Raw genomic sequence first — 13594 nt, forward strand, 5'->3', positions numbered from 1 at the left:
ACGCTGTGCCAGATGCGCGGGAAACTACCGTGGCTCGCCGCTACGCCGCGCTAGCATTGGTGTTGCGAGGAATCATGGGTCAACGCCGGGTTGCCCTACGCGCGCACCGTAGAACCAAGTTGGTGCGCAATGCGATGCGGCGGCGCACCATCCCTGTGCCGTCCGCGCCCTGCCGCTGTGCGCGGGAATCCTGCCGCGCGCGCAATCAGAGATGGCATGGAACTTGCATGCTTGAGCAGCATCAGGGGGATCACATGCTGAAGGTCATGCTGCTGAACGATGGCGAGGGACGCGCGGCGTCGCTGCGGCAAACGCTTGCCGCGGCGGGCGTACACGTGGTCTCGGAAGTAGCACCCGGCAGTGACCTGGCTACCGCCATCGCCCAGGCGGCGCCGGACGTGGTGCTGATCGACAGCGACGCCCCCGGGCGCGACACGCTGGAAAACGTCTGTGTGGCCAGCGCGCACAGTGATCGGCCAGTGGTGATGTTCACCGACGACGGCAACCGCGACACCATCCGCACCGCCTTGCGCGCGGGCGTGGCGGCTTATGTGGTGGGCGACGTGTCGGCGGCCCGCATCGAACCGCTGCTGACTGTGGCGATTGAACGCTTCGCCATGGAGAAGTCGCGGCGCGAGGAACTGCGCGATGCGCAACTGCGGCTGGCCGAACGCCAGTGGGTGGAAAAGGCCAAGGGCATCCTGATGAAGACGCGCTCGATACCGGAAGAGGAAGCGCACCGGCTGCTGCGCGACCGCGCCATGCAAAGCCAGAAGCGGCTGGGCGAGGTGGCGCGCGAGGTCGTCGAAATGAGCCAATGGCTGGGCAGCGCCTGACCAAATAAGTTATGGATATAAGGATTCAAGAAATCAAAAGTTGTGGGGATGTAAACCCGTCCCTATCATCGGCAGATATTTTGCCGGGTACGCCCGAGGCGGGCACAAGATGAAGCTTTTCCCGATTTTTGCTGACCTGAAGGGTCGGCGGGTGCTGGTGGTGGGCGGTGGCGCGGTGGCCGAGCGCAAGACGCTCGCGCTACTGGAAGCCATGGCCGACGTGGTGGTGGGCGCGCCGGCACTGACCCCGGCATTGACGGATCTGGTGGCCCAGGGCCGCATCCGCCACCTGGCCGACCGATTCAACCCCGACTGGCTGGATGACGTGTGGCTGGTGGTGGCCGCCACCGATGACCGCACCGCCAATGCCGCGGTGTCCGATGCCGCCAGCGCGCGACGCATTTTTGCCAATGTGGTGGACGACCCGGAACTGTCCTCGTTCCAGGTGCCGTCCATTGTTGACCGCTCGCCCGTCATCGTGGCGATCTCGTCGTCGGGCGTAGCGCCTGTGCTGGCGCGCCGCGTGCGCGAGCGCATCGAATCCCTGTTCGACCATACGTTGGGCCAACTGGCCGCGTTGGCCGCCACCTACCGCAAGCGCATTCGCGCCAGCCATCCCGATCTGGGCGCGCGCCGCCGCTTCTACGACTGGCTGCTGGACGGCCCCGTGGCGGGCCTGCTGCGCCAGCAGCAAGCCGCACAGGCCGAAGCCGCGCTGACCCAGGCCCTGGACTCGCCGCTGGCCCCAGCCGAAGGCAGCGTGGTGCTGGTGGGCGCGGGGCCGGGCGACCCCGGCTTGCTGACCCTGAAGGCATTACGCGCCTTGAACGAGGCCGACGTCATCCTGTACGACCGCCTGGTCAGCGAAGACGTAATGTCACTGGCGCGCCGCGATGCCGACCGCATCGCCGTGGGCAAGCTGCCCGGCGAAAACCACCACGCGACCCAGGCGCGCATCCACGCGCTACTGGTGGAACACGCGCAGGCAGGCCGCCGGGTGGTGCGCTTGAAGGGGGGCGACGCGTTCATCTTTGGCCGGGGCGGTGAAGAACTGGAATACCTGCGGGCGCACAATGTGCGCTTCGAGGTGGTGCCGGGCATCACGGCCGCGCTGGCCTGTGCCGCTTACGCCGGCATTCCGCTGACACACCGCGAGCACGCGCAATCGGTGCGGCTGATCACGGCGCACTGCCGTGAAGACGAAGACAATCTGGACTGGCCGGCGCTGGCCCGTGAAAAGCAGACCCTGGCGTTCTATATGGGGGTGGGTCAGTTGGACCTGCTGACCCGCCGCCTGCTGGCTCATGGCCGTGCGGCCGACACGCCGTTCGCGCTGATCGAAAACGGCAGCCGGCCGGAACAGCGCGTGCTGTCGGGCACGCTGGAAGCGCTGCCGCGCCTGGCGGCGGAACACGCCATCCGTTCGCCCGCCCTGTTGATCGTGGGCGAAGTGGCGGGGCTGGCGCCGCGCTTGCAATGGTTTGGCCGGCACATCGAGGGCGCTGGCGGCGCGTAGCCGCTTGCCCCCCGAGCTTGGCTTAAATCGCCTTCTGATTCGTGCCGAAAATGCGGTCGCCCGCATCGCCCAGGCCGGGCATGATGTAGCCGTGTTCGTTCAGGCCGTCATCGATGGACGCCGTATAGATATGCACGTCGGGGTGCTTGGCCAGCACGGTATCGATGCCCACGGGCGCGGCCACCAACACCAGCGCGCGGATTTCCTTGCAGCCGGCGCGCTTAAGCAGATCAATCGCGGCAACCATCGAGCCGCCGGTCGCCAGCATGGGATCCACGATCAGCGCCAGGCGCTGGTCCAGTTCGCCGACCAGGCGTTCCAGATACGTGTGGGCTTCCAGCGTTTCTTCGTTGCGGGCCACGCCCACCACGCTGACCTTGGCGCCGGGAATCAAGCTGAGCACCCCGTCCAGCATGCCGATGCCGGCGCGCAAGATGGGCACCACGGTGACTTTTTTGCCGGCGATCTTCTCAACCTGGACCTCGCCACACCAGCCCTGGACAGTGGCGGGCTCCAGAGGCAGGTCCTTGGACGCTTCGTACGTCAGCAGCGCGCCCACTTCCTGCGACAACTCCCGAAAGCTCTTGGTGCTGAGGTCGGCGCGACGCATGATCCCGAGCTTGTGGCGGATCAGCGGATGGCGGATTTCGTGCACGGGCATGTGCGTAATTCTCCAGAATATTGAAATACAGGGGGTGTCGCCTCAGGCCATTTTCGAGCCATAGCTGAGGATCGTAATCGGTTTGGCAGCCGCGCGGAGCGGAGAGGACTTTTCCCCGCCGGGCCGCCCCAAGGGGAAAAAGCCCCCTCGGGGGGCAGCAAGCGCACAAAGTGCGCGCGGCGTGGGGGCAACCAACATCTATTGTTCTGCTAGCCAGGCGATAAGGGCGTCGTCGAACGCGCGAACGGCACCCGCCTGCTCGTGGTTCACGATGCTGACCACCACGTAGCGCTTGCCGCTGGCGCCCAGCACGTAGCCGGCGATGGCGCGCACGTCGCGCAGCGAGCCGGTCTTCAGGTGGGCCATGCCCTGGGTGCCGTCGCCCTTCAGGCGGCGGCGCACCGTGCCGTCCACCCCGGCGATGGCGAACGATGAAATGTATTCGGGCATGAGCGGCGAATTCCAGGCCACGGTCAGCATCGACGCCAGGCTGTCGGCCGACACCCGGGCGTCGCGCGACAGGCCCGCGCCGTTGTCGATGATCAGTTCGGGCATATCCAACCCCTGCTTGACCAGCGCGCCCTTGGCCACGGCCTCGCTGCTGGTCACCGTGGCGGGCCGGCGGCCGCGCTCGGCGCCCAGCGTCAGCAGCAGCGTGCGCGCCATGACGTTGTTGCTGCGCTTGTTGATCTGGCGGATCACTTCCGCCAGCGTCGGAGAATCATGCGAGGCCAGCACCACCGCGTCGGCCGGCACCATGCCGGATTTGACCTGCCCCTTGAACGTGCCGCCCAGCTCTTTCCAGAGCAGGCGGAAGATTTCGGTGGCGTACTCAGGCTGCGACAAAGCCAGGCGATACAGGCTGAATTCCCCGCACGAACCCGCCACCTTGCCGCCCAGGCGGATCGTGACGCCCTGCTGGGTGATCAGCGGTTCGGTCGTGACTATCGGCGGGCCAGGGCAGCGGATGTCGCTCCATTCCACGCTGCCCTCAAGTTTCAGGCCGGGCAGGGGCGGATCGATCAGCGGCACCCATTTGTGCGCGGCGGGGTCCGGCGTGAACAGCAGGCGCTGCGCGCCAAAACCCACCATCAGCGCATCCGGGCTGGCGTTGTAGGCGCGGTCGGGCGCGCCGTCGAAGGCGCCGGGGTCGATCGCGACCTGGCCGAAGATGCTGCGGTCGATGATCAGGTCATTGATCTGCTTGACCCCGCGCAGACGCAATTCGCGCAACAGGGCCCACAGGTCTTGCATCAGGAATTGGGGGTCGCCGCCCGCCCGCAGGTACAGGGGGCCGGCCAACACGCCGCGGGCGTCGGGCCGGGCGCCCGGCGCGGTCATGAATTCGGTGCGCCATACGTAATTGGGGCCAAGCTCGGACAGCGCGGCCCAGGTCGTGACCAGTTTCATCACCGACGCCGGGTTGCGGGGTTCCTTGGCGTTCAGCGCCACCATGCGCGGCCCGCCCAGTTCCTGCACCACCAGCGACAGCGAACTGTCGGGCAACTTGGTGGCCTTCCAGGCCCGGATGACGTCTGGCGGCAGCCCCTGGACCTGCGCAAAGGCGGCGCCCGCCGACAAGGCCAGCAGCCCGCCGGCCAGCCATTGCCTGAGTCCGCCCACCCGCTTCTTCGCTTGTCCCATCATGCGCTGTCCACCTTGTTGCCCGTCCTGCAAAACCGAGAGCATACAAAACCTGGGACGGTTACGGGGCTCTCGTCTGCTCCGGCCCTGATAACCTTCGCCTTTACAATAGCCGGTTGCCCCGAGCCCGCCCGGTTGGCCCAGCCCACGTTTTCCGGGCCGCCCTCACTGACAGACAGATACCCGCGTGACCCAGTCCCTGACCGTTTCCGATTTCAATTACGAGCTGCCGCCTGAGCTTATCGCGCAGACGCCCGCCGCCCAACGCACGGGCAGCCGCCTGCTGCACCTGGACGCCGCCAGCCAGTTGCACGACCGCCAATTCGCCGACCTGACCGGTCTGCTGCGCCCCAACGACCTGCTGGTGTTCAACGACACCCGCGTCATCAAGGCGCGCTTGGGCGGTCACAAGATCACGGGCGGCAAGGTCGAGGTACTGGTCGAACGCATCACCGAATCCGACCGCGTCCTGGCCCACGTGCGCGCCAGCAAATCGCCCGGGCCGGGCATGGTGCTGCGCCTGGCCGAGGCCTTCGAGGCCACCGTGCTGGGCCGCGAAGGCGAACTCTTCGACATCCGCTTCCCCGGCCCCGTGCTGGACCTGCTGGACGCCCACGGCGCCACCCCGCTGCCGCCCTACATCACGCACGCGGCCGACGCGGGCGACGACGACCGCTATCAAACCGTTTACGCCCGCGAACCCGGCGCGGTTGCCGCGCCCACGGCCGGCCTGCACTTTGACCAGCCCACGCTGGACCGCCTGGCCGACCTGGGTATCGCGCGCGCTTTTGTCACACTGCACGTGGGCGCGGGCACGTTCCAGCCGGTGCGGGTCGACAACCTGGCCGACCACATCATGCACGCCGAATGGTTCACGGTGCCCCAGGCTACCGTGGACGCCATTGCCGCCACCCGCGCCAAGGGCGGCCGCGTCATCGCCGTGGGCACCACCAGCGTGCGCGCGCTGGAATCCGCCGCCGCGCAGACCGAAGGCCGCACAGCGCCCGGCCTGCCCCTGGCCGCCGCCCAGGGCGACACCCGCCTGTTCATCACCCCCGGCTACCAGTACCGCGTCGTGGACGCCCTGGTCACCAACTTCCACCTTCCCCAGTCGACCCTGCTGATGCTGGTGTCGGCGCTGGCCGGCGTTGAGCCGATCCGCCGCGCCTACGCCCACGCGGTGGCCCAGCGCTACCGTTTCTTCAGCTATGGCGACGCCATGTTTATCGAGTCCCCCGCCCCATGACCGGTCTGAATTTTGAACTGCTCGCCACCGACGGCGGCGCCCGCCGCGGCCGCATCACGCTGAACCACGGCGTGGTCGAGACGCCCATCTTCATGCCCGTGGGCACCTATGGCAGCGTCAAGGCCATGATGCCGCACGAGCTGAAAGAGATCGGCTCGCAGATCGTGCTGGGCAACACGTTCCACCTGTGGCTGCGCCCGGGCACGGACATCATGGAAAAGCACGGCGGCCTGCATGGCTTCATGCAGTGGGACAAGCCCATCCTGACCGACTCGGGCGGCTTCCAGGTGTTCAGCCTGCAAGGCATGCGCAAGATCACCGAGGAAGGCGTGAAGTTCGCCTCGCCCATCGACGGTGCGCGCCTGTTCCTGACGCCCGAAGAATCGATGCGCATCCAGCGTTCGCTGAATTCCGACATCGTCATGGTGTTCGACGAATGCACGCCGTATGAAATCGACGGCCGCCCCGCCACGGTTGAAGAAGCCGCGCGCTCGATGCGCATGTCCCTGCGCTGGGCGCGCCGCTCGCGCGACGAATTCGACCGCCTGGGCAACCCCAACGCGCTGTTCGGCATTGTCCAGGGCGGCATGTATGAATCGCTGCGCGATGAATCCCTGGCGGGCCTGCAGGACATCGGCTTCCATGGCTACGCCATCGGCGGGCTATCGGTAGGCGAGCCCAAGGAAGACATGATGCGCATCCTGGCGCACGTCACCCCCAAGCTGCCGGCCCAGGCGCCGCGCTACCTGATGGGCGTGGGCACGCCGGAAGACCTGGTCGAAGGCGTGAGCCGCGGCGTGGACATGTTCGACTGCGTCATGCCCACCCGCAACGCCCGCAACGGCTGGCTGTTCACCCGCTTTGGCGACGTCAAGATCCGCAACGCCAAGTACCGCGACGACACCCGCCCGCTGGACCCCAGTTGCACCTGCCACACCTGCGGGAATTTTTCGCGCGCCTACCTGCACCATCTGCAACGGGCCAACGAGATCACCGGCGCGCGCCTGAACACGCTGCACAACCTGCATTTCTATCTGACTATCATGAAGGAAATGCGCGAAGCCATCGCCGAAGGCCGTTTCGACGCCTGGCGCGCGCAGTTCGCCGCGGACCGCGCCCGCGGCATCGAGTAGTCGGGCTTTCCCTGAGGGGGCTTTTCTATTGAGATTTCGTCCCCATAGATTGGGATCCCCCCCTAGTGAAAGGCCGGCAATAAGATGGATACAATAGCCGGCTTGCCCTATCCATGGCTCGCGCGGGGATGGGCGCATAACAAGACAGCTAGTGGGTATGGCGATGTTTCGTAGTTACACAGAGAACTCGGGCCGGGCCGTCCATAGCAACAAACAACCCAAACAGACTTAAACGCAGGAGAATTCAATGTCCGTTATCGATACCGCAAGCCTCGTCGTGGCTCAAGCCGCCGCCCCTGAAGGTAATGCGCTGATGGGCATGTTGCCCATCGTCCTGATGTTCGTGATCCTCTACTTCCTGATGATCCGCCCGCAGATGAAGCGCCAGAAGGAACACCGCAACCTGATCGCCGCCCTGGCCAAGGGTGACGAAGTGGTCACCGCAGGCGGCATGCTGGGCAAGGTCACCAAGGTCAATGACAGCTACGTGACCGTTGAAGTGTCCGAACTGGCCGACAAGCCGGTCGAAGTGATCATGCAGAAGTCGTCGGTTTCGACCGTGCTTCCTAAAGGAACCATCAAGGCCCTTTAAGCGTCTAATAGGAGCCCCATCGGGCTCTTCTTACGTTTGATGGGACCCAACCGCCGCCCGCAGCGTTCATCGCCCGGGCGGCCCTTTTATCACCCTGACATGAAGTAGCCGGCAATGAACCGCTATCCCCTCTGGAAGTACATTACGGTCCTGATCGCGGTCATCATTGGCCTGCTGTACACGCTGCCCAATTTCTACGGCGAGTCCCCCGCGGTCCAGGTTTCCAGCGCCAAGGCCACCATCAAGGTGGAACCGGCCATGCTGAACCGGGTCGAACAAATCCTGACCGACGCCAAGATCCCGAACGAAGGCGTCTTCTACGAACAAAACGGCACGCTCGGCACCGTGCGCGCCCGCTTCACGTCGACCGACCTGCAACTGCAGGCCCGTGACCTGATCGAAAAATCCCTGAACACCGTCGCCGACGACCCGCACTACACCGTGGCGCTGAACCTGTTGCCCGCGTCGCCCCCCTGGATGCGCGCCCTGGGCTGGTTCGCCCCCAAGCCCATGTACCTGGGCCTGGACTTGCGCGGCGGTGTGCACTTCCTGCTGCAAGTCGACATGCAGGGCGCGCTGACCGCCCGCTACGATTCGCTGGCCGCCGACGTGCGTTCCGTGCTGCGTGACCAGAAGGTCAACGTGGCCAGCGTTGAACGCTCGGGCATGGGCGTTGCCGCCACCTTCGCCAACAACGACGACCGCGACCGCGCCATCGCCACCCTGCGCACCCGCCTGCCGGACCTGGAGTTCACGGAACGCCAAGAAGGCGGCAAGCCGCTGCTGCTGGGCGCCCTGAATCCCGCCGCCGTCCAGCGCGTGCAAGACTCCGCGCTGAAGCAGAACATCAACACCCTGCACAACCGTATCAACGAACTGGGTGTGGCCGAACCGGTCATCCAGCAACAGGGTACGGACCGCATCGTGGTGCAACTGCCCGGCGTGCAGGACGTGGCCAAGGCCAAGGAACTGCTGGGCCGCACCGCCACGCTGGAAATCCGCATGGTTGACGATTCCCCCACCGCGCAAGGCGCGCTGCTGGGCGGCACCGTGCCCTTCGGCCTGGAACGCTACAACGACCGCGACGGCCGCCCGATCCTGGTTCGCCGCCAAGTGGTGCTGACCGGTGAAAACCTGCAAGACGCCCAACCCGGCCGCGACTCGCAAACCCAGCAAGCCGCCGTCCACCTGACACTGGACTCCAAGGGCGCGCGTATCTTCCGCGACGTCACCCGCGACAACATCGGCAAGCGCATGGCCATCCTGCTGTTTGAAAACGGCAAGGGCGAAGTGGTCACAGCGCCGGTCATCCGCAGCGAAATCGCGGGCGGCCAGGTGCAGATCTCGGGCAGCATGAGCTCGGAAGAAGCCGCCGACACCGCGCTGCTGCTGCGCGCGGGCGCGCTGGCCGCGCCGATGTCCATCATCGAAGAACGCACCATCGGCCCGAGCCTGGGCGCCGACAACATCTCGAAGGGCTTCCATTCGACGCTGTACGGTTTCCTGGCCATTGCCGCGTTCATCATGCTGTATTACCGCCTGTTCGGCGTGTTCTCCACGGTGGGCCTGACGATGAACGTGCTGCTGCTGCTGGCGCTCTTGTCCATGCTGCAGGCCACGCTGACCTTGCCGGGTATCGCCGCCATTGCGCTGACGCTGGGCATGGCGATTGACTCGAACGTGCTGATCAACGAGCGGATACGCGAAGAACTGCGCGCCGGGGCTTCGCCGCAGCAGGCCATCCACCAAGGTTTTGAACGCGCCTGGGGCACGATTCTTGACTCGAACCTCACGACGCTCATCGTCGGCCTGGCGCTGCTGGCCTTCGGTTCCGGCCCGATCCGCGGCTTCGCGGTGGTGCACTGCCTGGGCATCCTGACGTCGATGTTCTCGTCGGTGGTGGGCGTGCGCGCCCTGGCCAATCTGTACTACGGCCGCAAGAAGAAGCTGACCTCGATCTCCATCGGCGAAGTCTGGAAACCGAAGGCAAACTGACAATAAGGCGGGTGGCGCACAGCCATCCGCCGTAGAAAAGAACCGAAGGCGAAAAATGGAATTCTTCCGTATTCACCGCACCATCCCGTTCATGCGCCACGCGTTGGTGCTGAACATCATCAGTCTCATCACGTTCGTCCTGGCGGTCTTCTTCATCGTCACGCGCGGCTTTCACCTGTCGATCGAGTTCACCGGCGGCACGGTCATGGAAGTCAACTACGCCCAGACGGCGCAGCTTGAAAACGTGCGTGGCGTGGTCTCCAAGCTGGGCTACACCGACTTCCAGGTGCAGAACTTCGGCACCTCGCACGACGTCATGATCCGCCTGCCGCTGCAGGAAGGCCAAACGTCGGCCACCCAAAGCGAAAGCGTGCTGGCCGCCCTGAAGGCCGCGGACTCCGGCGTGGAACTGCGCCGCGTGGAATTCGTGGGGCCGCAGATCGGCCAGGAACTTCTGCACAACGGCTTGATGGCCCTGCTTGTCGTGGTCATCGGCATCATGGTGTACCTGGGCTTCCGTTTCGAATGGAAGTTCTCCGTCGCCGGCGTGATCGCCAACCTGCACGACGTGGTGATCATCCTGGGCTTCTTCGCCTTCTTCCAGTGGGAGTTCTCGCTGTCGGTGTTGGCGGGTGTGCTGGCGGTGCTGGGTTACTCGGTGAACGAATCCGTGGTCATCATGGACCGCATCCGCGAAAACTTCCGCAAGTACCGCAAGGCCGACACGCAGGAAGTCATCAACAGCGCCATCACCCAAACCATCTCGCGGACCATCATCACCCACGGTTCGACGCAGATGATGGTGTTGGCCATGCTGTTCTTCGGCGGCCCCACCCTGCACTACTTCGCCCTGGCCCTGACCATCGGCATATGGTTCGGCATCTATTCGTCGGTGTTCGTCGCCGCCGCGCTGGCCATGTGGATGGGCGTCAAGCGCGAAGACCTGATCAAGCCGGTCAAGAAAGAAGGCGAGGAAGGCGAAGTCGCCTGATCCTGACCTGTCTTGCGTTTCCCAAAGCCCGTCGCCCGCGACGGGCTTTGTGCTTTCTGCTTTCCCTGCTTCTAACGAGGGAACGCCTCGGCGACTACGAACGGCGCCCTGAGCCAGGGAACTAGCCAATTTCATGCCGGAAGACGCGTTGATTTATATACCCGAACTGGTATATTCGATCCAGCATATCTTCCTACAGCAATAACCATCTATGACTCAAGCCTCAAACCCTGGCACCAAGAACGTCCTCTACGACCTCGGTTTTGAAGACGCCGCCGACCTTACCGCCAAAGTGCAATTGGCCATGAAGCTCAATGACTTGATCGACAAGCGCGGACTGAATCAGACCGACGTCGCGGCACTGACCGGGATGACGCAGCCCAAGGTCTCTCAAATTCGCCGCTACAAATTGCTGAACATCTCACTGGAACGGCTCATGCAAGCCCTGGTTGCCCTGGATCAGCACGTTGAAATCCGCGTTCGCAAAGCGCGCCAATCCGACACGGCCGGCATTACCGTCACGGCCTGATCCGCACTGTACCGTCCGCTCTCGCCCTGCTGTACGGGTACGAATCCTTCCGCATTCGCTACCATAGACCACCATGAAACTCACCATCGATCATCTCGTCATTGCCGCGGCGGACCTTGCCAGCGGTACGGAATATGTCGCGGGCCTGCTCGGCATCGCGCCCCAGGGCGGCGGCGCGCACCCGCGCATGGGCACCCACAACCGCGTGCTGGGCATGGCGGACGGCGTGTATCTGGAGGTCATCGCGATAGACCCCGATGCCCCCGCCCCCGAACGCCCCCGCTGGTTCGGGCTGGATCAGGGCGACATGCGCGCGCGGCTGGAACAGGGGCCTTTCCTGGCGCACTGGGCCGCGCGGGTGGAAGCGCCGCTGGACCTGACCCGCATGCAGGCCGAACACCCGGAACGCATCGCCCCCGTCATCCCCATGACGCGTGGTGACCTGCGCTGGCGCCTGACGGTGCCGGACGACGGCAGCCTGCCCACCTGGCGCGAAGCGGGCCACACGGCGGGCGACGGCCTGCTGCCCACGCTGATCCAATGGGACGTGGACGCCTACCCCGGCGTCAGCTTGCCGCGCCAGCCCTTGACGCTGGTGCGCCTGACCGGTAGCCACCCGCAGGCGGGCCTGCTGCGTCAAGGGCTGACCTGGATGGGGGCCGACACCCTGATCGACCTGGAACAAACCGACGGACCGCCGCGCCTGAGCGCGCTGATCGACACGCCACAAGGGCAGAAGACCCTGGCCTGAAGCGCCCCCGCCCCCTACAAACCGGAGACTCCCCGCATGACCGCCACCCCCATGCCCGCCACCCGCAAACGTTTCGACGACGAGCCCTATCTGGATCAGTGCGACGCCACCATCATTGCCGTCACGCCTGAAGGCGTCGAACTTGACCAGACCATCTGCTATGCGCGCAGTGGCGGCCAGGCCGGCGACAGCGGCACCTTGACCCTGGCCGATGGGCGGGTGCTGCCCTTGACGGACACGGTCTACGCGGACGACCGGCAACGCATCCTGCACGTACTGGCCCTGCCCGAGGGCGACGCGCCCCCGCAAGTGGGCGACCGCGTCACCGTGGCCATCGACTGGCCGCGCCGCCATCGCCTGATGCGCCTGCACACCTGCCTGCACCTGCTGGGTGCCCTGGTGCCCGCGCCCGTGACGGGCTGCAGCATCTCGCCCGACTCCGCCCGCATCGATTTCGACCTGCCCGAATCCACCCTGGAAAAGGGCGAGCTGACCGAGCGCCTGAACGCGCTGATCAACCGCGGCCTGGACGTTGCCGTGAACGGCATCACCCCCGAGGAACTGGCGGCCCAGCCCGATCTGGTGCGCACCATCGGCGCCGCGCCGCCGGCCGGCACGGCCAAGATCCGCATCATCGACATCCCGGGCGTGGACCGCCAGCCCTGTGGCGGCACCCATGTGCGCAATACCCAGGAAATCGGCGCGGTGGCCATCACCAAGATCGAAAAGAAAAGCCGCACGAACCGCCGCGTGGTCGTGAATTTCGCGTGACAGGCGTCTGGCCCACCGACAAAAAAATGGCCGCGATGTTCATCACGGCCTTTTTTCATTCAGCGCGCACCTTCATGCTTTTTTCCACCAGCGCCAGGGCGCGCGCAGCGGCCATTGATATTGGCTGCTCAGCACGCGCGGCGCCAGCAGATGGCCCACTATGAAGGCGATGCCCGCCGCCGTCATCACGTCCGACAGATAGTGGTCCAGATTGACCAGGCGGCTCATTGCCACCAGCACGGCCAGCAGTAGAAAAACCGCACGCCAACGCGGGGCCAGGATACTGAGCACGACGGCCACGGCGAACGCGGCGTACGTGTGGCTGGACGGAAAGGAATTGAACTGCTGCACGCGTGAAAAGGATTCGCCCAGGCCGTAGATGCCCTTCTCGAAAAATAATTCTGGACGCGAGCGCGCTACTAACCGTTTAAGCAAGAGCACCACCAGCCCACCCACCGCCAGCGTCGACAACATCAGCAGACTGCCGCGCGCCATGCTGGCGTAGCTCATGCGCAGCGGGTTGCGCCAGCCGCGCGCCAGGCCAATCAGGCCCACGACGTAAAACGCCAGCGCCACGCCGATGTACGGGCCGCTTTCGCCCAATTCGCCGATCCATTCGAAGGAGAGGTTCACGCCGTCGGAGACGGATCGCTGAATCCAGATAGCCAGGGGCAGATCGATCCAGCGCGCGCAGGCGCCGGCCAGCAATGCCAGGACGCCGCTCAACAGCAGCCACGTCGCCCAGGAAAATGGGTTGCGGATCGGGTTCTGCGCGGATAGGCCGGGCGCGGCAGGGGCCACGGAAACGGCGGCCTGGGGCGTCAGGGGCTTGGGATTCATCGGTAACGCTCAAGGAGAATAAGAAATATTACTGTCGGCTGAAAGACGGCCGGCTCGCTATCGTAACGGCACCCGTCCGCCCGGCAAAG

General features: G+C 65.3%; 13 protein-coding genes. 10 read left to right on the plus strand and 3 right to left on the minus strand.

The window, feature by feature from the left end; translation table 11 throughout:
- The first annotated feature begins 227 nt into the window (after positions 1–227).
- Both WBR68_RS21995 and cysG read left to right on the plus strand, forming a co-directional pair.
- The gene (locus WBR68_RS21995) at positions 228–836 is read left to right on the plus strand and encodes an ANTAR domain-containing response regulator (RefSeq protein WP_230695258.1); all 609 of its coding nucleotides are present in this window, start codon (positions 228–230) and stop codon (positions 834–836) included.
- Positions 837–945: 109 nt separating this feature from the next.
- Entirely contained in the window at positions 946–2352 is a 1407-nt protein-coding gene (gene cysG, locus WBR68_RS22000) for a siroheme synthase CysG (RefSeq protein ID WP_230695259.1), read from the plus strand.
- A gap of 22 nt (positions 2353–2374) precedes the next feature.
- On the opposite strand, the gene upp is transcribed toward cysG, so the two are convergent.
- Entirely contained in the window at positions 2375–3013 is a 639-nt protein-coding gene (gene upp, locus WBR68_RS22005; RefSeq protein ID WP_050448260.1) for a uracil phosphoribosyltransferase, read from the minus strand.
- A 198-nt stretch (positions 3014–3211) separates the two neighbouring features.
- On the minus strand, positions 3212–4660 hold the full coding sequence (dacB, locus tag WBR68_RS22010; protein WP_050448259.1) for a D-alanyl-D-alanine carboxypeptidase/D-alanyl-D-alanine endopeptidase: 1449 nt from the start codon (positions 4658–4660) through the stop codon (positions 3212–3214).
- A gap of 184 nt (positions 4661–4844) precedes the next feature.
- Here dacB and queA point away from each other — a divergent pair, with 184 nt between their 5' ends.
- From queA to WBR68_RS22050, 8 genes are all read left to right on the plus strand, one after another.
- Positions 4845–5903: a tRNA preQ1(34) S-adenosylmethionine ribosyltransferase-isomerase QueA gene (queA, locus tag WBR68_RS22015; RefSeq protein WP_230695260.1), complete on the plus strand. Its 1059-nt coding sequence runs from the start codon at positions 4845–4847 to the stop codon at positions 5901–5903.
- Positions 5900–7036: a tRNA guanosine(34) transglycosylase Tgt gene (gene tgt / locus WBR68_RS22020; RefSeq protein WP_230695261.1), complete on the plus strand. Its 1137-nt coding sequence runs from the start codon at positions 5900–5902 to the stop codon at positions 7034–7036. Before queA ends, tgt begins: the two co-directional genes overlap by 4 nt.
- 247 nt (positions 7037–7283) lie before the next feature.
- On the plus strand, positions 7284–7628 hold the full coding sequence (gene yajC / locus WBR68_RS22025; RefSeq protein WP_006221220.1) for a preprotein translocase subunit YajC: 345 nt from the start codon (positions 7284–7286) through the stop codon (positions 7626–7628).
- A 114-nt stretch (positions 7629–7742) separates the two neighbouring features.
- Complete coding sequence (gene secD, locus WBR68_RS22030; RefSeq protein ID WP_230695262.1) at positions 7743–9623, plus strand: protein translocase subunit SecD; 1881 nt, start codon at positions 7743–7745, stop codon at positions 9621–9623.
- Positions 9624–9678: 55 nt separating this feature from the next.
- The gene (secF, locus tag WBR68_RS22035; protein WP_050448255.1) at positions 9679–10614 is read left to right on the plus strand and encodes a protein translocase subunit SecF; all 936 of its coding nucleotides are present in this window, start codon (positions 9679–9681) and stop codon (positions 10612–10614) included.
- A gap of 211 nt (positions 10615–10825) precedes the next feature.
- Positions 10826–11143 (plus strand): helix-turn-helix domain-containing protein, encoded by a 318-nt coding sequence (locus WBR68_RS22040; RefSeq protein ID WP_127185521.1) that lies wholly within the window; start codon positions 10826–10828, stop codon positions 11141–11143.
- A gap of 73 nt (positions 11144–11216) precedes the next feature.
- Positions 11217–11894 (plus strand): VOC family protein, encoded by a 678-nt coding sequence (locus WBR68_RS22045; protein WP_230695263.1) that lies wholly within the window; start codon positions 11217–11219, stop codon positions 11892–11894.
- 51 nt (positions 11895–11945) lie between these two features.
- A complete protein-coding gene (locus tag WBR68_RS22050; RefSeq protein ID WP_230695312.1) occupies positions 11946–12665 on the plus strand; it encodes an alanyl-tRNA editing protein in 720 nt (239 codons plus the stop codon).
- A gap of 72 nt (positions 12666–12737) precedes the next feature.
- On the opposite strand, the gene WBR68_RS22055 is transcribed toward WBR68_RS22050, so the two are convergent.
- A complete protein-coding gene (locus WBR68_RS22055; protein WP_083447454.1) occupies positions 12738–13505 on the minus strand; it encodes a phosphatase PAP2 family protein in 768 nt (255 codons plus the stop codon).
- Positions 13506–13594: the final 89 nt, after the last annotated feature.

Source organism: Achromobacter sp. JD-1, assembly GCF_038594925.1.
GTDB classification, from domain to species: domain Bacteria; phylum Pseudomonadota; class Gammaproteobacteria; order Burkholderiales; family Burkholderiaceae_B; genus Achromobacter; species Achromobacter spanius_C.